Origin of the sequence: Gardnerella sp. DNF01157 (assembly GCF_049244225.1) — a bacterium.
Taxonomy (GTDB): Bacteria; Actinomycetota; Actinomycetes; order Actinomycetales; family Bifidobacteriaceae; genus Bifidobacterium; species Bifidobacterium leopoldii.
In genome coordinates, this window is the sequence record NZ_CP058388.1 from 211,155 (window position 1) to 231,763 (window position 20,609).

Genomic DNA, 20,609 nt, shown 5'->3' on the forward strand with positions numbered 1-20,609 from the left:
CATGGGTAGGTGTATTTTTGATAGTCGGTGTCTTGCCGCGCGCGTTTTGCTGTGCGCAAGGCAAAAGTAAGCTTTCAATTGAGCTAAGGAACGAATTATGTACGCGATTGTGAAGGCCGGTGGCCATCAAGAGAAGGTCGAGGTTGGCGACGCCATTCTCGTGAACCGTCTCGATGCAAAGAAGGGCGATACCGTGGAATTCCCGGTCGCGCTCGTTGTTGACGGTGCTAAGGTGACCTTAAGCGCCAAGGATCTTGCTAAGATCACGGTGAAGGCAGAAGTCTTGAATGACGAAGCCAAAGGTCCAAAGATTAGCATTATGAAGTATAAGAACAAGACTGGTGTGGCTCGTCGCAAGGGTCATCGTCAGAAGTTGACTCTCGTCAAGATCACGGCCATCGCCTGATTGACGGTGTTATAAACCTGAAAGGACAGTGAGATGGCACATAAGAAGGGTGCGTCTAGCTCGCGCAACGGTCGCGACTCACAAGCGCAATATCTTGGTGTTAAGAAGTTTGGCGGTGAAGCTGTAGTGGCTGGCAACATTATCGTTCGTCAGCGCGGCACTAAGTTCCACGCAGGTCAGAATGTTGCTTTGGGCAAGGATCACACGCTGTACGCTTTGGTGGACGGCAATGTGAAGTTCGGTATCCGTCGCGACCGCAAGGTTGTTGACGTTGTTACCGCCTGAATTTTAGCTAAGCCAAAGTGCTTCAACAATAAGTCGACGATAATAACTCGGCGATAAAACGTTTAAGCCGCACCCAGTTCGGTGCGGCTTTTTTGTTCTCGCATGTTCCCGAGAATTTAGGTGTTTAGCTTCGAGTAAGGTAGCAGTATGAGTGATTTTGTAGACCGCGTAACAGTGCATGTAAAAGGCGGAGATGGTGGAAACGGATCTGCCGGAGTTCGTCGCGAAAAGTACAAACCATTAGCAGGCCCAAATGGCGGTAATGGCGGTGACGGCGGTTCCGTTATTTTTGTAGCTGATCGCAACGCAAACAGCTTACTTGACTACCGCTTCATGCCTCACCGCACTGCAGAAAACGGTACGATGGGCTTAGGTGACACTAAAGATGGTTCAAAAGGTGCAGACTTAGTGCTTCCAGTGCCTGTTGGAACTGTTGTTTTTACAGCACGCGGTGCCGCAGGCTCTCAAAAGCGACCTGGCGAAGTTTTGGCGGATTTGCAACATGTTGGAGACAAATTCGTTGTGGCGCAGGGGGGTGCCGGCGGTCTTGGCAACGCAGCACTCGCAAACAAAACTCGTCGTGCCCCAGGATTCGCGCTTTTAGGCGAGCCTGGCGAAGAACGCGACGTAATTTTGGAACTCAAGTCTATCGCAGACGTAGCTTTAGTTGGATTCCCTTCTGCAGGAAAATCAAGCTTAGTTGCCTCAATTAGTGCAGCTAAGCCGAAAATTGCTGATTACCCGTTTACTACTTTGGTGCCAAACCTAGGCGTTGTAAGCTTCGGCAACTATCGCTACACAATTGCAGACGTTCCAGGCTTGATTCCAGGAGCTTCCGAAGGAAAAGGCTTAGGTCTTGAGTTTTTGCGTCATATTGAGCGCACAGAGATTATTGCGCATGTAATTGATTGCGCAACGCTGGAGCCAAATCGCGATCCAATTAGCGATTACCACGCTCTTGAGCATGAGCTTGCGCAATACGCTGATAAACTTGAGCTTCCGTTGGGTGCGATTCCAATTCCTGAGCGTCCGCGCATTATTGTGCTAAATAAAGTAGATGTGCCTGAAGCTAAAGAATTGGCTGATTTTGTACGCGGTGAATTTGAGAAAATGGGATTGACTGTATTTGAGATTTCTACCGCGTCTCACGAAGGCTTGAAAGAGCTTGGTTTTGCGCTTGGACGATTGGTTGAAAAGATGCGCGAGAAGCTCGCTGCCGAGGAAGCAGCACGAGAAGAAGAGCGTGTTGTCATCCAGCCGCTTGAGCAGCAGACTTCAGCTTTGCGTCGTCGCCGCGATGATGGACGTGGAAATAGCGCAGACTTTGAAATTAAGCGCGAAGAAGATAGGAATGGTGATTTTTGGTTCACTGTTACTGGCGCAAAACCTGAGCGCTGGGTTGTACAAACGAATTTTGACAACGACGAAGCCGTTGGTTATTTGGCAGATCGCTTAGCAAAGCTTGGTGTTGAGGATGAATTGCGCAAGAAGGGCGCGCGTCCAGGAGACGAAATTCGTATTGGCACTGGGAATCATATGGTTTGTTTCGATTGGGATCCAAGTATTGCTGCCGGTGCAGAAGGATTGGACGGCGCTAACTTGGGTGCGCGTGGTAAGGATTTGCGAATCGAAGCGAACGATCCTCGCGGAGCAAGGCGTACGAATGCTGAGCGTAGACGAGATTATCACAGCATGATGGATGCAAAGAGCGCAGTTCGAGACGCGATGATGGCTGAGCGAAAGTCGGGTCACTGGGCAGATCCTTCTGTGGATGACGATCGCCATGATGAAAATAGCTTGTTTGGTCGTGGAGAAGAGCAGAAAAACTAGAAAAATTAAGGTCAAGGGGAATCTTATGAATAATCCAGAAATTGAGCTTACCGAAGATGGGGTTCGGTGTTCAATTCGTGAGGCGCGCACAATCGTCGTAAAAGTTGGCTCAAGCTCACTTACGAGCGCGTCCGGTCAGCTGGATGTGCAAAAGTTGCGCGCTCTTGTGACTGCAATAAGTCACGCGCAAATGCAAGGCGCTCGCATTGTGCTTGTGTCTTCTGGCGCAATTGCAGCTGGATTTGGTTTGCTCGGCTTTAATGAGCGTCCTAAAGATGTGCCAACTCAGCAGGCAACGGCTTCAGTTGGCCAAGGATTGCTTATGGCTCAATACGAAGCTGCATTTTCGCAATTTGGTTTCAGAGTCGGGCAAATGCTTCTTACGGCGGACGTTACTATTTCGCCGTCGCGCTACCGAAATGCGCAACGCACAATGCTACGTTTGCTTGAGCTTGGCGTAATCCCAATAGTAAACGAAAATGATGCACTTTCTAGCAACGAAATTCGATTTGGTGACAACGACCGTTTGGCGGCTCTTGTAGCAAATATTGTGCGAGCGGAAGCTCTTGTGTTGCTTACGGATGTGGATTCTCTTTATACTGCTCCACCTAGTGAGCCGGGTGCTAAGCGTGTGAGTTTTGTTCCAGATGTGACGCGCGCGATTGAAGAAGTGAAAGTTGGCGCAAGCGTTTCGGGCGTAGGTACCGGTGGTATGGTAACGAAGATGGAAGCTGCGCATGTTGCTGCAGTTTCGGGAATTCCAACTGTGCTAACTTGCGCTGGAAATGCCGGTCCGGCACTGGCTGGAGATGCTGTTGGTACTGTGTTTGCGCCGGTGCATACGCGCGATTCTTCAAGGCGACTTTGGATTGGTTTTGCTTCGCATCCGCACGGAGTTTTGGTGGTTGATAATGGTGCTGCGAAGGCGGTTCGCGGAGGTCGCGCGAGCTTGCTTGCGGCTGGTATTGTTGGCGTGCGTGGCGAGTTTTCGGCGACGGATCCTGTGTGGATTGACGATGAGCAGGGTAACCATTTGGCTAAGGGTTTGGTTGCTTTTGACGCGGAGGAAATTCCGGAGATTATGGGGCGTACGAGCGATGAGCTTGAAGAATCACTCGGCCGTCAGTATGCGCATCCGGTTGTGCACCGCGACAATCTCGTGCTTGTGTGATTACTAGTGGTTCGTGTTTTGTCGATTTCACCAAATGGTTTTGTGTTTTCGACAGTTTCGCTTGTTTCGCTCGTTTCGCGGCTTAAGGTTACACTGTAAATCATGGCAGAGAATATTGCAGAAACTTCATCCTCAGAAAATTGGCGCGTATTAAGCGAGCGTATTAACCGAGTCGCTCCGAGTGCAACTTTGGCGGTAGACGGCAAGGCAAAAGCTATGAAAGCTGACGGCATTGACGTTGTAAGCTTTGGCGCAGGCGAGCCAGATTTTCCTACTCCCTCTTATATTGTTGATGCTGCAACACAAGCGTGTAAAGACCCGCGCAACTATCGTTATACTGCTACGGCAGGTTTACCGGAGCTTAGGGAGGCGATTGCGAGCAAAGTGCAGCGAGATTCCGGCTACGAAGTTTCCCCAAAACAAGTCGTAGTTACAAACGGCGGAAAGCAAGCTGTGTATGAGGCTTGCCAAATTCTCTTAAATGATGGCGACGAAGTTATTATTCCAGCTCCGTATTGGACGAGTTATCCGGAGGCTGTGAAGCTTGCAGGCGGTGTACCTGTGCCAGTTTTGGCAGGTGCAGATCGCGGTTTTGAACCAGATATTGAGGCGATTGAGGCAGCTCGTACTTCACGCACGCGCGCAATTATCGTAACTTCGCCTTCGAATCCTACAGGCGCTATTTGGAGCGCGCAAACTATTCGCGCAATCGGCGAGTGGGCTGTAAAACACCATATTTGGGTTATTTCTGACGAGATTTACGAGCACCTGCATTACGACGGCATTTCGACTTCGTATATTGGCGTTGAGGTGCCGGAAATTCGCGAGCAGCTGCTGATTTTGAATGGTGTTGCGAAAACTTACGCCATGCCTGGCTGGCGTGTTGGCTGGATGGTGGCACCAGAAGATGTTGCTAAAGCTGCAATTAAGCTTCAAAGCCATATGACTTCTAATGTTTCTAATATTTCGCAGCGTGCAGCAATTGCTGCAGTCGGCGGTTCGCTTGACGTGGTTGCCACTATGCGCGAGGCTTTTGATGCTCGACGCAAAGCGATTGTGGAAGCGTTGAACAATATTGACGGCGTTACTTGCCCTCTTCCTCATGGCGCTTTTTACGCGTTTGCTAACGTTGAGGAGCTGCTTGAGCGTCCGCTCGGGGAGCATAGCGAAGTGCCGCATACTTCTTCTCGATTTGCTGAAATGTTGCTTGACGAAGCGCATGTTGCTGCGGTTCCAGGAGAGGCTTTTGGTGCTCCTGGATATTTGCGATTCTCTTGCGCTCTTGCTGACGACCAGCTTGCTGAGGGCATGCGTCGCATGAAGAAGTGGGTTGAAGCTTAAGCAAGTATTTATTGCAAAATAAGAACTTGCTTACCATTGCAAAATGCGACACTCGCTTTTGTGTGATGATATAACGAAATCATGCCCATGAGATAGTATGTCTATCTGGCGGTTTGCTATTTCGTTCCTTTTGGGGTATGATGAGCAAGTTCACCTTAGGGATGTGGCGCAATTGGTAGCGCAACGGTCTCCAAAACCGTAGGTTGTGGGTTCGAGTCCCGCCGTCCCTGCCAGTTTTTTGTTCAAGTTTTTACACGAAGGATTCAAGCATGGCGCAGGCACGCAGTACTAAGAAAGCAGTAAAGCATAACTTGTTCGTGCGTATTGGCATGTTCGTTAAGCAAACTATTGACGAGACACGCAAGGTTATTGCACCTCATGGCAAAGAGTTGTTTGCTTGGTCGTCTGCAGTTTTCATATTTGTTGTATTTTTGATGGCTTTCGTCACCTGCATGGACTTCGGTTTGGGTAAGTCCGTAATGTGGCTGTTCGGCTGAGTTGAAATTGGCTGAGTTGAAATTTTGAAGGTGTATGCAAGATGACTGATGAATTCAATCTCGAAGAAGCAAGTGAAGCTGATGAGGCTTTTGCTTCTCATGATGCTGACGAAGCAAACGAATCAGCTGTGAATAATGAAGCTGTTGCTTCTAGCGAGTCTGTTGAAGCTGATGTGGATGAGGAATCTGCTGATGTTGAAGCTGATGTAGCTGATGGCGCTGCTGCTGACAGTGTTGTAGCTGACAGTGTTGCTGATGCTTCTAACGAAACTGGCGAAACTGGCGATGCTGGCGATACTGGCGAAACTACTGATGCTGATGATGTGAACGAAGCCGACCCAACTGATGCCGGCGCAATCGCTGTAGCAGAATTTTCTAAGAAACTTCGCACTTTGGAAGGCAAGTGGTACGTTCTTCACACGTATTCTGGTTACGAAAAGCGCGTGAAAACTAACGTTGAATCCCGCGTGCAGAACTTTGGTTTGGAAGATAAGATTTTCCAGATTGAAGTTCCTATGGAAGAAGTCGAGAAGCATACAGAAAAGGGTAAGAAGGTTATTACCCGTGTGCGTGTGCCAGGATATGTGTTGATTCGCATGTGGCCGGATGAGAACGCTCGTCGCATTGTGCGCGAGACTGAGGGTGTGACTGGTTTTGTTGGTCCTTCTAGAGAGCCTGCACCATTGAGCCGCAAGGAAGTTGTGTCAATGATGGCTCCGATGATTGCTTCCGAAGCTTTGAAGAATGCTGGCGATAAGCCGGCTGCAGCGCGCAAGCGTAAGGTTGAGGTTGCTTACAAGGTTGGCGATCAGGTGACTGTGACTGACGGTCCATTCTCAACGATGGCAGCTGTGGTTTCGGATGTGGAGCCTACAACTCAGAAGCTTACAGTGTTGGTTTCCATCTTTGGGCGTGAAACTCCTGTGGAGCTTGGATTCAACCAAGTGGAGCCGATTGTTTGAGATGAAAGACTGATCCAAAAGCTTGAGTGAAAAGCTTTAAGTTTTTGTAACTTTTACAAACCGGGGTGTGTTAATTCGCGCCCCGGTTTTTATTATTTACTGCAACACGCCGTAAAATGGGGAAATAATCCTAAATTTTCTTGCAATTACAGTGCTTTTATCAATGTAAATAATAAATATTTCCAAATATTTATTTTGGCTTGCAAATAGGCGTGGGGGGGGGGTATAGTGCTGAGTGTTTAAGCAGAGTAATTGAGTTGTTTTTTTTTAAGTGTCATCGTAATGATGGCATTATGATTCGTAAGCTTTGCAGATTAGAAGGTAGGTGTATATGTTTAATTCGCATATATTTAGCCGTTTCCTTCGACTAGTGCGCTCAATTCGTCGTTCGTTATTTGCTTTTTTCGTGGCGATTGCAATGTTGCTTGCTACTTTTGTGATTGCTCCAACTTATGCGTTGAGCGCTGGTGAGAATACTACTGTTACTGAGAAGGTTGAAGGTGCTAAGTCTGGTTCTGCTAAAAATGATGATGAGAATAAGCAGCAGACTAAGCAGAGTGAATCTATTAATACTGAGCCTAATAAGAAAAATACTGATACTTCAAGTACTTTAAATAAAGATAATAAGGAATCGAAGCCTGTTGAAAAGCAGCAGAATGCAGATGTGTCTGTCGATAAAGCTAAGTCTGAGACTGCTGTAAATAAAAAAGCTAAAGATGCTAAAAATAAAGCTGCTGATTCTACGAAAGCTGTTAAAGGCACTGACAGAGGTGCGAATGAAGATCCTCAGCTTCCGAAAGAGTGCAAGGGGAAGAAGAGTTTAAGTTCATGCTACAAGATTAGCTACAATATTGGTAGTCCTACTGTAGATAATGATGGTAAGACTATTTTAATAAAGCGTGGTGAAACTAGAACTATTACCCCAGAGTTCAAATTAAGAAAGACTAGAAAACAAACCGGTGTACCAGGCGGCTTGTGGTTTACGTTAGAAAAAGATGGTGAAGATCCTGTACCAAGTTGGGCGAATTTTGAAAAAGATAATGGTGCCACTAAAGTTAAGGATACTAGTAAAGATAAAACAGGCTTTGATGGTTCTGTTACGTTGCGCCCAGGCAAATGGGATCGCGGTAGTTATACATTCAAAATTGGCATATACCACCCTACTGATACAAAAGGTAAAAAAATTGATGTAAGTGTAAAAATTGACGAATCTGATATATCAAAAAATGATTTATCGCTGAGCTTATACGATTTTAGGAAAGAGAATGATAAAGTTCCTGTAAGCGATGACAAAATTATTATAAAACAGAAGTCTAAAGCTATTACTAATAAGCTTTTTATTGATTCTCAATCCAAAGAAGAGCCTGGTTATATTCATCACCATATGATTTGCCATAAAGAGACTAGTACTAATGGTAGTGCAGAAACTAGTGATAGTGCCGATAGTTATACGTTAGACAGTGTTAATGGTTTGAGTTTAGGTACGCAGACTCAGTTCAAGCACATGGATGGTAAGGATCGACCTTCTACTGGTGCAGAGGATTCTGCTGTATATGAGAATGATGATTATACTGAGGAATCTCAAAGCTGGATTAGTGGCACGCCTACAAAGGCTGGGACTTTTGAGTGCAAAGTGTTTGCTATTAAGGATACTAAGTTAGTAAGTAGCGGTGGAGGTAAACATTTCGAAAGTTCTACAGTATCAGACGAGTTTAATAAAAAAGTCAAAGATGATGCAGGTAAGAAGTCTCTGTTTGAGGGAAACATTGTTGAAGATAAGTGGGACAATAAGGCGGATATTCAACAAGGTATTGACTGGGATTATAAGACTGTAAAAATCCAAGTTGGAGATGATGATAAGCTTGCGCTTAATGTTTATCCTTTTAAGGGCTCTAATGCGTTGACTAGCAAGAATAACAAGATTTCTGCAATGATCGGTATGGAGCTTAAGCCGTTTATTGATGCTACTTCTGCGGCGGATAGCAAGAATAAGATTACATTGCGCGTGCTGTGCTCTAAGGGCGAAAAGAAGAAGGATAATGCTGGTGGTGGCGCTTCGACTGGCGGTACTGGCTCAAGTGGCGTTAATACCAGCGCTGGTTCGCATAGCAGTGCGCAATCTGGCTCGCAACCTGTGCAGCCTTCTGGTTCGACGCAACCTGCGGAGAATCTTGAATACAATACTTGGAGTAGCAATCTTGCCGAGCTTGGGTTGAGTGTGCCTGAGGATACGGAGCAAACTAGATGCAATGAAGCAGGGGATGGTAAATGTACTGCGGATAAAGTTGCATCTCAAGCTTCTATGGAAGTGACCTTGAAGCCTACTGCTGTTGGCAATTACCAGTGCGTTGTGTACGCGCTAAAGCCTAAAGCGTTCAATGCTCAATCTGGCAAGCAAACGCCTACGGACATTGATAAGGCATTAGCTGGTGATAAGTCTCTTAAAGAAAATAAGGATTTTGCTGCTTTTACGCTCAATATTGATTCGGTGAGCAAGTTTACTTTGCCGCACACGGGCGGTCAGAGTTGGAATTTGCAGCTGGGTATTCTTGCAGCGCTACTGGTGAATCTGCTGGCTGCTGGCTTTGTGGTAAGTCAAAATGAGCGCGGTCGCAAATTAATTTTGGGAAGGTGGCGAGGCTTATGCAATCACGTATAAAGCAGTTGTATATGCATTTACTCGTCGTGCTTCGCATAAGGCGATTACGTACGCATTTGCGCATAAAGCCTTCCTGTTTCGCGCATTGTTTTATTGCGTATTGTTTTATTGCGTATTGTTTTATTGCGTATTGTTCTATCGCGCAGTCTTTCGGGATTCGGGAGCGTGATAACACAAGGTAAATGCCAAAAATTTTAAAACTTTACTCGTATGAGCATTATCAATGCAAATTAATTTTCTAGTTGCCGTAAAACGGCAAATGAAAGGAGTGAACATGAAAAAGTTCACTAATAAATTCGTGGCGGCGGTTGCGTCGCTTGCGATGGCTGGCACGCTGTGCGTCGCCGGCGCTGTAACCGTGGCTGGCGTTGCGTGGGGTGCGAAACCGGATCCTAACCATCCTGTGCATAATGAAACCCATGCTACTGAGAATCCTAAGGCTCCGTGGGAGAAGGATGCTCCGACAAAAGGTACTATAACCATTCTTAAGTGCGTGAAGAAGACGAAGGATGATAAAGATACTTCTTCTCAGACACAAACAGAGCCTCAATGCAAAACTGGTTTTAAGCCGCTTAAAGACGCTACTTTCAAATTGACTAAAGTCACTTCTGTTAAGGAAGGTGACAAGTATGTTAACTTAGATCTTGGCAAATTTGAGTCTTGGCAGAAGATTGCAAAGCTTGTTACTAAGCTGAACGATCACACTATTAAAGACAGTGGCACTGATGCAGAAGTCAAGCTTGATACTGATAACGCTAAGACGCAGACCACTGGTGAAAATGGTATAGCCAAGTTTGGTGATGGCAAGAATAATCTTGATCTTGGTTTGTATAAGGTTGAGGAAACTAACGCGCCTAAGGGCTATGGTGTTTCGGATTTGCAATCCTTCTATATGACGCTTCCTTTGCCGGAGTACACTACTAGCGAGGGCAAGGATGCAAAGACGACTGTTTCGTATAACTATAATCCTGTTGTGAAGCCGAAGAACAAGGATCTATCGGCTACTATTCAGAAGGTTTACGATAAGACTAAGTTCGCTAGCGTTAAGGATAAAGTGCCTTTCACGATTACTGCGGAAGTGAACAAAGCTAAGCCTAAAAATGGTAAGTTGACGGCTGCTAATCTTCAGAGTTATAAGGTCTTCGATGATGCTCCAACCGCTGCCTTCAAGACTATTGATGCAAGTGTTGTGAAGCATGTAAAGATTGGCGAAACTAGTCTTGATAAAAAAGACAATCAAAATAAAGATATGTACACCGTTAGTGTTGTAGACAATGCTACTGCAGCTGGTGGTAAGGATCTTGCTGCTGGTCATAAGCGTATTCTTGTAACGTTTAATAATGATGGCTTAGGTAAGATTGCTACTGCCTTGAATAACGTTACTGAAGGTCAAGAAGCACCTAAGGTTACGGTTGATCTTGAGTTTGAGCTTAGTGATGCTTACAAGAACACTAAAGCTCCGACTGGCACTGATAGTGTTGCTGAGAAGGATAAATCGCAGGATGAGGTTGTAAACAAGTCTGGCTTCTTCCAGGCTCATGAGAAGAATGAGGGTGACTTGCCGCCAATCATTCCTGATAATGATCATTCTCAAGCGACTATTGACTTCGGTTTCCTTCAGGTGCATAAGTTCTACAAGGAAGGTACTGAAGAGAAGCCGCTTGAAAATGCTGAGTTCAGGATTTTTGCTGATAAGGCTAAGGCTGATGCTTGCGCTCAAGGTCTGAAGGAAAATAAGGAACTTGGCTCGATTGATGCTTGCAAGGCTGCGTCAACTATTAATGATGCTGCTGCAGCTGGTGCTTCCCAACCAGTTGGTGCTGCTACTACTGATGTGCAGACTGCTACAACAGATTCTAAAGGTAACTTCGCGAAGGCATACAAGACTCGCGCTGGTGTTCCTGTTTATCTTGTTGAGGTTAAAGCTCCTAAGGGTTATGCGATTTCTCCTGTAGTTCATGCTGTGACTGTTGAGAAAGATAAGACTACGGCTGAGCCGTTTGAGGACCTCCCACTTAAGGGCGGCGACAACGGCAAGAGCTTCTGGTTCAATCTTCCTGCAACTGGTGCTTACGGCGTGCTGATTTTCGCTGTTGTGGGCATAGTTCTTATTGTTGCGAGCGTGATTATGTACGTGCGCAATCGCAAGGAAGAAGAACAGCAGCAGAACGCTTGATCCGCTTTCTAAAGCTGGTCTTGTAGTCTAATAGCAAAGTGTGAGTCTAGGGTTTACTGAACTAAATCCTAGACTCATATTTGTGTGGTAAAGATTTGAGATTTTTCGCTCGCGCGAACCTTAAGTAAACAAAATCAAGAACCATACCCCGAATTTGTTTACCGATACGCGCTCTAAGTTAAATAATCCAACGAAACGGAGGAAGCATGAAATTAAACGACGTTGTTACAAAAGTATATGCTTTCTTCAATCAGTCTAAAGCAAAACCTGCAACCGAATCAACCCAAGATTCAGCAACCGCATCAAAACCCGCGCCAAAGCCAACAAAAAAAACCAAATCCAAACTCCGCCGCACTCTTGAGCCAATTGCCCTCGCGCTTGCAGCGATTCTGTGCTTCACGTACCCGATTGCGTCAACGTTGTGGAATAACAAGGTCTCGAAGGAGATTTCTACCGCGTATGATCGTTTGAGTCGTAAGCAGACTGCGAGCGCTCGCGAGAAGATTTTGAACGCGGCTCGTCGTTATAATGCGCGCCACAAGTCGATTATTACGGCTGATCCTTATGATGGCACGACGGATTATATGAAGACGCCGGAGTATAAGGAATATGCGAAGCAGCTGGATGAGCCGATGGGGATTATGGGTATCGTAAAAATCCCGAAGATTGGCGTTAAGCTGCCGATTTATCACGGTAGTTCGCAGGAGGTTTTGGCGTATGGCGCCGGGCATTTGTATGGCACGGATTTGCCGGTTGGTGGCAAAACGCGTCACGCTGTTGTGACGGCGCATACGGGTTTGCCGAATGCGACCATGTTTGATGATTTAGTAGAGTTGAAGAAGGGTGATTTCTTCTACTTTGACGTGCAGGGGGAGACGCTGCGTTACAGGGTATTCCGCATTAGTGTGGTCGATCCGCATGATATTAGATTGCTTCAGCGCGAGAAGGGGCGCGATTTGGCGACGCTGCTTACGTGTACGCCGTATGGTGTGAATACGCAGCGGCTGCTGGTGACGGGGTATCGCGTGCTACCGGATCCAGTTTCCGCTCCTGGGGACAAGTTGCAGTGGCCGCTTTGGATGACGATGTTTGTGCTCGCGCTTATTGGATGCGCGGTGATTCTTACGACGATGATTATTGCCGCGGTTCGCAAGCGCCGCCGCCGTGCTGCTTCACTTGCTCATGCCAAACATATAACTGCTTAGAATTGCTGTAATGCAGCGTGTTGCGAAGATTTAGAGAAATAACACCTTGATTTTCGTGAAAATTCGGCATATATTTACCCCTGATTTCGTGAAAATTTAGCATAAATTGACATTGATTTTCGTGAAATATATACTATAAAACAATAGTATTTTCAACGGTTTTGTGGTAATTAAGAGTGGTGTTATATGTTAAGGCGAAAATTCTATCAAAAAATGCTCGATTGGAAGAATGCTGATCGCGGTTCAACAGCGCTTTTAGTAACAGGTGCTCGAAGAGTTGGGAAAAGTACTATAGTTGAAGAGTTTGCAAGAAACGAATACAAGTCTTATATTCTTATTGATTTTTCGCAAGCATCAAAAGATGCGCTTCGGCTATTTGAAGATTATCGTTCAGATTTAAGCACTTTCTTTACGTACCTATCTGCATTGTATGGTGTGAAACTTTATAACCGTGAATCGGTAATGGTTTTTGACGAAGTGCAATTTTTCCCACAGGCTAGAGAATTTGTAAAACAACTAGTTGCAGATGGCAGATACGACTATATAGAGACTGGCTCGTTATTGTCTATTAAACACAATGTTGAAACAATATTGATTCCATCTGAAGAACAAGAAGAACGCATGTATCCTCTTGATTTTGAAGAATTTTTGTGGGCTTTTGGAGAAGAAAATCTATCGAAAGTTATTAAAAATTCATTTGATGAGTTAAATCCTTTGCCGGATGCTTTACATAAAAAAGCGATGCGACTTTTTAGAGAATATATGCTAGTTGGTGGCATGCCGCAATCTGTAAATGAATATGTTGATTCGAGAGATTTTACTCGAGTAGATAGGGTTAAGCGTCGTATTCTTTCGCTCTATAGGCAGGATGCTGCAAAGTTTGCAAAAGGTTATGAAATGAAAGTTATGGCTGTGTTTGATGGAATACCAGCACAGCTTTCTAGGCATGAAAAAAGGTATAGGATTACTTCCTTGGGTAAGAATGCTCGTATGCGTGATTACAAGGATGCGTTTTTTTGGCTTTCGGATGCGAGTATTACAAATAATTGCTACAAATCTACAGATCCAAATGTTGGCTTGAATCTTAATGCAGATGATGCGTTAGTAAAATGTTATATGGCTGATACTGGGTTGTTGACTTCTATGATACTTTCAGATAGTAGTATTGCGTCTAATGATCTGCATAAAGAAATTTTATTTGGAAAAATTTCAATTAATGAAGGAATGCTAGTTGAAAACGTTGTTGCGCAACAGCTAATAGCATCTGGACATCGCCTATTTTTCTATTCAAATAGAGACAAAGAAAATTCGGAAAATACAATGGAAATAGATTTTTTGATTTCTAAAGCTTTTCAGGATTCTGCTGGCAAAATGCGTATATCTCCTATTGAAGTTAAATCTGGGAATGTGTTTAAAACAGTTTCTCTTGATAAATTTAAGGCGAAGTTTTCAAAAAGAATTGGAACTAGTTATGTATTTGCTCCTAAACAGCTTAGCGTTAGAAAAGATTTGAATCTCGTAATATTACCACTTTATATGTGTGGATTGGTGTAGCGCGCGAAGGTAGGTGCGAAGGTATGTGAAACTTTGTTTCTTTGTGGCTGTGTATTTAATAACACTAGCTCTCGTGGCTTCTTGCTGACTTACTGCTAACCTAAGTTCATGAATATGAAAATTAATAACGAAGTTTCCAATAATAAATATAATCAACTATGACAAGATTAATCGCATTGGTATTGCAGTGCGTATATATTGCACTTACTAAAAGTGAGTTTGGAATGCTTGATTTAAAAGATAAATTATATTCCTTTTTTAGCAGTCGTAGGAATTGTATACTAGTGGCACGCGTGCTTTTAATGATATTATCTGCGCTTTTACTGTATCTTACAATAGGCGTAATTTTTTACGGTAATATTGAATACTCAAAGCGAATATATTCTATTGTTAATGCTTGTGTAGTGTACTTAATACTATTTTTATTGTTTCTTATTTATTTAAAGTTTAAGAACAATGAAATTCTATTTTTAATACCTTTTATTCAGTTGTATTTATCCTTTTGCATTTTTGCATATATTTATTATGATTCCATTAAGGGGTTGCCAGAATGTTATAAATCGCTAGCAATGTTCATTCTATGGTTTATACCGTTCTGCTTTTTAGTACGCAGAAGCGTTAGAGCTTTCTTGAAAAGTTCAAAGTTCTTGATTTCTGTTTTGTCAGTATTGTTTACACTTTTAGGGTTTTTAAATGAGTCTAATTGGACGATAGTTGCTTTGATAATAACGTGCATTGTATTTTTGCTTAAATTGGAAAATTTACAGATTCTATGTAAAGGGATATTTGATATAAAAATAGAAGATTCAGATAGTAATAAATATAAATTAATTATTATCAATATTATGACAGTAGTTTTTGAGGCAATGTTGTATTTATCTATAAAACTTTCTGAGTATTTATCAGAATTATTAAATTGGATTTATGATTGCGTTAGTGCTAGTGGTGGTACGAAATCGTTAAATAATGAAATTATTACAGAACATATGTGGTTAGGATTTTACAGGTTTATTATTTTAGCTGTTATTTTCATTATTGTATGTAATTTTTTTGAAAGTAAGCAGAATGCCATCTCAACATGCATAAAAAATATATTTGACTGCGAAGATAACGCCCAGATGAAGAAGAATTTATGATTATTATCCCAATTTTCATTAATTAATAAGTTCTTCTACTTTTTCAATAAATTTTTCTATGTTATATGAGTAATTAGGATAAGTATCTCCTAGTTGATCCTCGTTTTTCGCATAAATAAGTACCCTGTTAATACTAGTTATATATGAGGTTTGCGCATCTGGTTTCTCAACTGTCAGGTCTTTATTTACGCTACCGCTATCAATTTCTGTATCATATTGAATTTTGTTAGCTTCATTGCTTATGCTGCTATTTTCCTTGCTATTATAATTCGTTATAGCTTTTTCTACGCAATCCATAGTGTATGAATGTATGGTTAATTCTTGTGTTTCTCGAGAAAGTTCAAGTAAGTAAAGTCCTTCGCCACTTTTTGCGATATTTTTTTGCATATTAATAGTTACACTGTTGCGCGCAGCTTTAAGATCTTCAATAATTTCTTTAAAATTATCGTTTGTTCGCACTGAATTTGCTAGTTCTTCTTTAAACTCGTCATCGTTATTTTCACAGCAAGCAAATAACTTAGAGATTACTTTGAAGAATTGTAAGCAAGATTGTATTCGAGTATTACCTTCACTTACCAAAGTAGGATCTTTGTACTCTACGTTATCTATCTCACTCATAGCTTCTACTGCTGTTGACCAATAGTGTTGAAGCTTAGTACGTATTTGCAGTTCAATCCTATATTGTCTGTCTATGTTTTCTTGTTTTAATGTCTGTTTTATTATTATGTGTAGTGACCTATATCCGGATTTTTCTGGATTTTCTATATAGTCTTTCGTTTTCTTAATATCGATTTCCCCAGCTTCTTTGAGATTAAGAATTTCATTATAAACTTCGTAAACTTCACTCACAGAATTTACAATCGCCCTACACCCTGCGATGTCATCCATTGCGCCAAGCTCAAAATTTCCATTGCTGCGGTATAACTTTTTAAGTATTGATTCTTTGCGTTTAAGACGATACGTAGCCATCGCGTCTGGATACTTATTTATGATTCCAACAAGTTTCTTGAAAAAGATTTGTGCCGGTTCTTCATGCTGATGACGCCATGAGTCGAGTATTAATATCTGCTTCCTATACTCTTCTGAGTTTTGCTGGCCGATTAATTCCTTTAGTATTTTGCCAGCTGCAGTGGCCTGCTTTCGGCTAATTATCGTCATACGAATATAATATATAACTTGTCTGTTTTATAAAAGGGAGGTGCGTATGACAACAATATTTAACGTGGCAGCGTACATCCTTAATATTACTGGAACTATTACCACTATGAAGCTTCAGAAGTTAGCTTACTATTCGCAAGCTTATTCTTTGGCTACTACTGGATATCCGTTATTTAACGAGGATTTTCAGGCATGGAGGAATGGTCCTGTTTGCCCGGAATTATTCGCAATGCATCGTGGGAAGTTTTTGATTCGTAAGGGAGAAATCATGCTTCCTGATACCGAGAAACTGAACGAGGATTCTTTAACGGATAATCAAAAGCTCATTGTGGAAAAGGTATGCGAAAAGTTTGCTGAATATTCTGGTAGCGATTTGAGCGCGCTTACACATCGTGAGGATCCATGGAAGAATGCTTATGATGTTACTGATGGCTCTGCAATATGCGTTCATAAAATTACTAAGGCTTCTTTGAAAGAGTACTATTCAATTCATAATTTACTTCAGTAAATGTTATATTCTTTTGTGTTTTTATTTGCTTTGAGTTAGTTGTAGCGTTGCTTGAGATTCGTTGAGTTTGTGTTAAGAGCATAAAAATAAAGAATGATATGGTATCCTTTTCTGACTGAGCTTGAAAACAACGCAATACTTATAATTCATGCGAATCGTCTTACAAAGGGATTTTTACAAGAGATAAGGGATGCGAGATGAGTAAGAATACGTATACTGCGGAAAATGGGTTCGTTATTACTGACGATATTGTTGATAAGTGGGCTGAGGAGGCAGAAGATAATTTTCCTGGTGCCACTATTACAGAGTTTGCTGGAAGAGCTTGGGAAGATGAAACTCAGCCGTTGAAACCGCGTACTGTTAGGTTAAGTGATACCGTTTGGCATTTAATCGAAGCTGATGCGAAGCGCAGAAAAATGACTGTGAGTGCGTGGACTAGAAACGCTATACTTAACGAATTGTCTAGTGAGATAGCTGCGCAAAGATAGTTGCGCAAAGATAGTTGTACGAAGGTATGCAACTTGGAAGTATGCTTCCAACTTTTGCTGTTGTGCAAAGATAGTTGCGCAAAAATAGCTATGCAAAGATAGTTGCAGCTTTCGTAATGATGCGTGTCGCGAAGATGTGGCATAATAGGAAGGCTTGTGACTGGAGGAGGAATCCGCTAGCACAGCACAGCAATACAAGATGCGGGAGGAAGCTGCAAAACGGCTTTATAGCAACGTTTCGTAAGTGCTTTACTTCTGTAAGAAGCGACTATATTAGCGTTTGCAACAACCGTTTGAACCGCTTGTACAAGAAAGAAGAACCATATTATGGCTCCGAAAAAGAAAGTCTCCGCGCTTATTAAGCTCGAGATTCAGGCTGGTAAGGCAAATCCAGCTCCACCACTGGGTCCAGCATTAGGCTCCCACGGCGTGAACATCATGGACTTCTGCAAGGCGTATAACGACCAGACGAAGGACAAGATGGGTCAGATCGTCCCAGTTGAGATCACCGTTTACGAAGATCGTTCCTTCACCTTCATTTTGAAGACCCCACCAGCCGCTGCTTTGTTGCTTAAGGCTGCTGGAATCCAGAAGGGCACCGAGAATCCATTGACTCACAAGGTTGGTTCTGTGACCAAGGCTCAGGTGCGCGAAATCGCCGAAATTAAGATGCCTGACCTCTCCGCACGTGACGTCGAGGCCGGTATGAAGATCATCGCGGGTACTGCTCGCTCGATGGGTATTACCGTTACCGACTGAAAGGGAGTGTAGAAATGGCTAAGCGTTCTAAGAAGTATCGTGAAGCGGCTGAGAAGATCGACCGCAATAACCTGTACACCCCAGCTGAAGCTATCGCTTTGTTGCAGAGCATGCCAAAGCACGCTTTCGACGAGTCCGTTGAGGCTGTTATGCGCCTTAACGTGGATCCTCGCAAGGCTGATCAGTTGGTTCGTGGCGTTGTGAACTTGCCAAACGGCACCGGTAAAACCGCTAAGGTTTTGGTGTTCGCTCGTGGCCCAAAGGCTACTGAGGCTCAGGAAGCTGGCGCTGACATTGTTGGTGATGACGAGCTTATCGAAAAGGTTGCCGGTGGCTTCCTTGACTTCGATGCAGTCGTTGCAACCCCAGACATGATGGGTAAGGTTGGCCGCTTGGGTCGTGTTCTCGGTCCTCGTAGCTTGATGCCAAACCCAAAGACTGGCACCGTGACTATGGATGTAGCCAAGGCTGTTGCCGACATTAAGGGCGGTAAGATTGAGTTCCGCGTGGATCGCCAGGGCAACCTGTCCTTCCTCTTCGGCAAGCTCTCCTTCGATGCTAAGGCTCTTGAAGAGAACTTCAAGGCTGTCGCAGACGAAATCCGTCGCTTGAAGCCAAGCACCATCAAGGGTCGTTACATTACTAAGGTAACTGTGACCTCCACGATGGCTCCTGGTGTTCCAGTTGATATCGCCAGCATTGCTGCCTGATTTATTGCTTGCGTAGCTTATGCGAAAGCATGGCTGGTAAGTAGTAGATTAAGTTTAAAACTTATAAACGCTGAAAATGTGCTCTTTTGAGTCATGTTTTCAGCGTTTTTTGTTACTTGCGTTACTGCGTTTCTGCGTTAGCAACGAGTAATTGCGATTTAGCGTTGCTGGTGCAGTATGCAAACTGCGTCAGTAATGAATAGGTGACTGGAGAAGTTGAGGGCGCGTAGTCGTGCGCGGCGTGTCGCGGGGGAATGGCGATTTTGCAACGGTTTTGCGGCTGGTTGGGGGAGTATTCAAGAGTTTCCTGAGAGTTTTCTGGGAAAAATCTTTAAAAACCTTGAAATTGACATTTTTACGAAAAATAATGCATAATACTGTATTTTTTACTTTTAAAAATAGTTTGACTGAAATATTTTCATAAAAATATGAATGTTTTTTATTAATGAGTTGTGTGTCTACTCTTGACTTTTTCGAACGGGGGGGGGGTATGTTAATAACAGCTTCCAGCCGGATGCTCTGCGCTGGTAGTTATTCACAAAACTTAAGTTGTGAATGTTAATTTTTTCTTCGCGCGTTTGGCGTGAAGGAGAAGAAGAAAGGAAAATATTATGTTGAATAAGAAGGCTATTGCCGCATTCGCTGCCGGCGCCACCCTCCTCTCCGGTTTCGCTTTTTCTGCTCCAGCAATGGCAGCAGGCTTGGATGACTGGATTAAGGTTCCAGGTGTGAGCAACCACACCACTGATCCAACTGGTCAGCAGTCTGATAATGGTGTTCCTGGTACTCCTGCAGCTGATCCAGAAAGCCATGATCCAATCAACTCTGATTTGCTTCAGCATAACTACAAGGGTCAGTTCGTAGAGGTTTTGAAGCGTTTGCAGACCAACGTTAACCTTTATGATGCTCTTCTCGCAAAGCTCGAAGCTACCCAGGCTCATGGCTGGGATGACCTCATCAAGGGCATGGGCGACACCTGCGCTTACTTGAAGGACGTTCGTCGTAAGCTCGAGAAGGCTGTTTTGCACTACGGCAATGTTGAAGCTACCATTAAGGGTCTCCAGGGTGAGCTTGCTGAGGATATGAAGGATGCTCTTGCCAAGGGTGATTACGTTGAGGCTCACGAAGTCCAGCAGCTTCAGGCTCAGGTAGCATCTTTGCTCAAGGTTGCTCATCAGAACCTCACCCGTGCTAAGGCTCTCTTGGATTCCGCACGCGATCACGCTAAGGATCAGAGCTGCGACACTGGTGCCAAGGATATCTTGAATGCTATGAAGAAGGAACCAAACTTCCCAGGTAAGAAGGCTCCAGCTAAGAAGGCTGCTGCTAAGGCTGAGGCTAAGACTGCTGCAGCTAAGACCCCAGCTGCCGCTGCTCCATTGGCTAAGACCGGTGCTGCTGTAGCTTTGGCTGCTGTTGCTGCTTCTGTGCTTGCTGGTATGGGTGCTGCTCTTCGCAAGATTCGTCACTAAATTTAGTGAATAATTTTTCACTCAACTTGTGGCATGAAGCTGTTTAAGTTTTATGCCACAGGCGACTTACAGATTTTATTATGCGTTTTCACTGTTTTGCCAAATCTCTTTCTTCACAGTGCGAGCGTGGATAGTGTTTGTAAGCTAGCTGTTGAGTGTTGAGTCAGTGTTGCTTGTTAGGGAAGCGATGCTGATTAGTGTAAGAGGCTTGGGTAATTGTGCTACTAGGGGCATTTGTTTCCCAAGCCTTTTGCCGTACGTGTGCGTATTTTGGGTTTGATTAAAGTTTTGG

At 43.8% G+C, this 20,609-nt stretch carries 18 protein-coding genes and 1 tRNA gene; 18 read left to right on the top strand and 1 reads right to left on the bottom strand.

Annotated elements, in window-relative coordinates; translation table 11 throughout:
- The first annotated feature begins 97 nt into the window (after nucleotides 1-97).
- From rplU to HXT38_RS00875, 13 genes are all read left to right on the top strand, one after another.
- Nucleotides 98-406 carry a 50S ribosomal protein L21 gene (rplU, locus tag HXT38_RS00815; RefSeq protein ID WP_004111933.1) on the top strand — a complete coding sequence of 103 codons (309 nt, stop codon included), beginning with the start codon at nucleotides 98-100 and terminating at the stop codon, nucleotides 404-406.
- A gap of 33 nt (nucleotides 407-439) precedes the next feature.
- On the top strand, nucleotides 440-691 hold the full coding sequence (gene rpmA, locus HXT38_RS00820) for a 50S ribosomal protein L27 (protein ID WP_004106248.1): 252 nt from the start codon (nucleotides 440-442) through the stop codon (nucleotides 689-691).
- Between the two features lie 147 nt (nucleotides 692-838).
- Nucleotides 839-2,521 carry a GTPase ObgE gene (gene obgE, locus HXT38_RS00825; protein ID WP_004118573.1) on the top strand — a complete coding sequence of 561 codons (1,683 nt, stop codon included), beginning with the start codon at nucleotides 839-841 and terminating at the stop codon, nucleotides 2,519-2,521.
- Between the two features lie 25 nt (nucleotides 2,522-2,546).
- On the top strand, nucleotides 2,547-3,692 hold the full coding sequence (proB, locus tag HXT38_RS00830) for a glutamate 5-kinase (protein ID WP_004106251.1): 1,146 nt from the start codon (nucleotides 2,547-2,549) through the stop codon (nucleotides 3,690-3,692).
- Nucleotides 3,693-3,794: 102 nt separating this feature from the next.
- The gene (locus HXT38_RS00835; RefSeq protein WP_410295764.1) at nucleotides 3,795-5,033 is read left to right on the top strand and encodes a pyridoxal phosphate-dependent aminotransferase; all 1,239 of its coding nucleotides are present in this window, start codon (nucleotides 3,795-3,797) and stop codon (nucleotides 5,031-5,033) included.
- Between the two features lie 157 nt (nucleotides 5,034-5,190).
- Nucleotides 5,191-5,266: transfer RNA gene (locus tag HXT38_RS00840), tRNA-Trp, on the top strand.
- Nucleotides 5,267-5,302: 36 nt separating this feature from the next.
- Nucleotides 5,303-5,530 (top strand): preprotein translocase subunit SecE, encoded by a 228-nt coding sequence (gene secE / locus HXT38_RS00845; RefSeq protein ID WP_004106254.1) that lies wholly within the window; start codon nucleotides 5,303-5,305, stop codon nucleotides 5,528-5,530.
- Between the two features lie 41 nt (nucleotides 5,531-5,571).
- Nucleotides 5,572-6,492 (top strand): transcription termination/antitermination protein NusG, encoded by a 921-nt coding sequence (gene nusG / locus HXT38_RS00850; protein ID WP_421791870.1) that lies wholly within the window; start codon nucleotides 5,572-5,574, stop codon nucleotides 6,490-6,492.
- A 331-nt stretch (nucleotides 6,493-6,823) separates the two neighbouring features.
- Nucleotides 6,824-9,151, top strand: a complete 2,328-nt coding sequence (locus tag HXT38_RS00855; protein WP_421791872.1) for a hypothetical protein — start codon at nucleotides 6,824-6,826, stop codon at nucleotides 9,149-9,151.
- Nucleotides 9,152-9,425: 274 nt separating this feature from the next.
- Nucleotides 9,426-11,327: a SpaH/EbpB family LPXTG-anchored major pilin gene (locus HXT38_RS00860; RefSeq protein ID WP_421791874.1), complete on the top strand. Its 1,902-nt coding sequence runs from the start codon at nucleotides 9,426-9,428 to the stop codon at nucleotides 11,325-11,327.
- 206 nt (nucleotides 11,328-11,533) lie between these two features.
- Nucleotides 11,534-12,532, top strand: a complete 999-nt coding sequence (locus tag HXT38_RS00865; protein ID WP_410297202.1) for a class C sortase — start codon at nucleotides 11,534-11,536, stop codon at nucleotides 12,530-12,532.
- 186 nt (nucleotides 12,533-12,718) lie between these two features.
- Nucleotides 12,719-14,086, top strand: a complete 1,368-nt coding sequence (locus HXT38_RS00870) for an ATP-binding protein (RefSeq protein ID WP_116971528.1) — start codon at nucleotides 12,719-12,721, stop codon at nucleotides 14,084-14,086.
- Nucleotides 14,087-14,733: 647 nt separating this feature from the next.
- A complete protein-coding gene (locus tag HXT38_RS00875) occupies nucleotides 14,734-15,222 on the top strand; it encodes a hypothetical protein (protein ID WP_421791876.1) in 489 nt (162 codons plus the stop codon).
- 18 nt (nucleotides 15,223-15,240) lie between these two features.
- Here the strand turns inward: HXT38_RS00875 and HXT38_RS00880 are convergent, their stop codons facing one another.
- Nucleotides 15,241-16,380, bottom strand: a complete 1,140-nt coding sequence (locus HXT38_RS00880; RefSeq protein WP_421777033.1) for a RelA/SpoT domain-containing protein — start codon at nucleotides 16,378-16,380, stop codon at nucleotides 15,241-15,243.
- 46 nt (nucleotides 16,381-16,426) lie between these two features.
- Between HXT38_RS00880 and HXT38_RS00885 the strand changes: the two genes are divergently transcribed.
- From HXT38_RS00885 to HXT38_RS00905, 5 genes are all read left to right on the top strand, one after another.
- A complete protein-coding gene (locus HXT38_RS00885) occupies nucleotides 16,427-16,888 on the top strand; it encodes a Panacea domain-containing protein (RefSeq protein ID WP_421777032.1) in 462 nt (153 codons plus the stop codon).
- A gap of 197 nt (nucleotides 16,889-17,085) precedes the next feature.
- Nucleotides 17,086-17,376 carry a hypothetical protein gene (locus HXT38_RS00890; protein ID WP_410297523.1) on the top strand — a complete coding sequence of 97 codons (291 nt, stop codon included), beginning with the start codon at nucleotides 17,086-17,088 and terminating at the stop codon, nucleotides 17,374-17,376.
- 327 nt (nucleotides 17,377-17,703) lie between these two features.
- Nucleotides 17,704-18,135: a 50S ribosomal protein L11 gene (gene rplK, locus HXT38_RS00895; protein WP_004118588.1), complete on the top strand. Its 432-nt coding sequence runs from the start codon at nucleotides 17,704-17,706 to the stop codon at nucleotides 18,133-18,135.
- 14 nt (nucleotides 18,136-18,149) lie between these two features.
- Nucleotides 18,150-18,845 carry a 50S ribosomal protein L1 gene (gene rplA, locus HXT38_RS00900; protein WP_004106273.1) on the top strand — a complete coding sequence of 232 codons (696 nt, stop codon included), beginning with the start codon at nucleotides 18,150-18,152 and terminating at the stop codon, nucleotides 18,843-18,845.
- Nucleotides 18,846-19,456: 611 nt separating this feature from the next.
- Complete coding sequence (locus HXT38_RS00905) at nucleotides 19,457-20,317, top strand: hypothetical protein (RefSeq protein ID WP_410296999.1); 861 nt, start codon at nucleotides 19,457-19,459, stop codon at nucleotides 20,315-20,317.
- Nucleotides 20,318-20,609 lie beyond the last annotated feature (292 nt).

Bases quoted from the DNA above. Each gene is read 5' to 3' on its own strand.
- rplU (WP_004111933.1), top strand. From the start codon at position 98: ATGTACGCGATTGTGAAGGCCGGTGGCCATCAAGAGAAGGTCGAGGTT.
- rpmA (WP_004106248.1), top strand. From the start codon at position 440: ATGGCACATAAGAAGGGTGCGTCTAGCTCGCGCAACGGTCGCGACTCA.
- obgE (WP_004118573.1), top strand. From the start codon at position 839: ATGAGTGATTTTGTAGACCGCGTAACAGTGCATGTAAAAGGCGGAGAT.
- proB (WP_004106251.1), top strand. From the start codon at position 2,547: ATGAATAATCCAGAAATTGAGCTTACCGAAGATGGGGTTCGGTGTTCA.
- HXT38_RS00835 (WP_410295764.1), top strand. From the start codon at position 3,795: ATGGCAGAGAATATTGCAGAAACTTCATCCTCAGAAAATTGGCGCGTA.
- secE (WP_004106254.1), top strand. From the start codon at position 5,303: ATGGCGCAGGCACGCAGTACTAAGAAAGCAGTAAAGCATAACTTGTTC.
- nusG (WP_421791870.1), top strand. From the start codon at position 5,572: ATGACTGATGAATTCAATCTCGAAGAAGCAAGTGAAGCTGATGAGGCT.
- HXT38_RS00855 (WP_421791872.1), top strand. From the start codon at position 6,824: ATGTTTAATTCGCATATATTTAGCCGTTTCCTTCGACTAGTGCGCTCA.
- HXT38_RS00860 (WP_421791874.1), top strand. From the start codon at position 9,426: ATGAAAAAGTTCACTAATAAATTCGTGGCGGCGGTTGCGTCGCTTGCG.
- HXT38_RS00865 (WP_410297202.1), top strand. From the start codon at position 11,534: ATGAAATTAAACGACGTTGTTACAAAAGTATATGCTTTCTTCAATCAG.
- HXT38_RS00870 (WP_116971528.1), top strand. From the start codon at position 12,719: ATGTTAAGGCGAAAATTCTATCAAAAAATGCTCGATTGGAAGAATGCT.
- HXT38_RS00880 (WP_421777033.1), bottom strand. From the start codon at position 16,380: ATGACGATAATTAGCCGAAAGCAGGCCACTGCAGCTGGCAAAATACTA.
- HXT38_RS00885 (WP_421777032.1), top strand. From the start codon at position 16,427: ATGACAACAATATTTAACGTGGCAGCGTACATCCTTAATATTACTGGA.
- HXT38_RS00890 (WP_410297523.1), top strand. From the start codon at position 17,086: ATGAGTAAGAATACGTATACTGCGGAAAATGGGTTCGTTATTACTGAC.
- rplK (WP_004118588.1), top strand. From the start codon at position 17,704: ATGGCTCCGAAAAAGAAAGTCTCCGCGCTTATTAAGCTCGAGATTCAG.
- rplA (WP_004106273.1), top strand. From the start codon at position 18,150: ATGGCTAAGCGTTCTAAGAAGTATCGTGAAGCGGCTGAGAAGATCGAC.
- HXT38_RS00905 (WP_410296999.1), top strand. From the start codon at position 19,457: ATGTTGAATAAGAAGGCTATTGCCGCATTCGCTGCCGGCGCCACCCTC.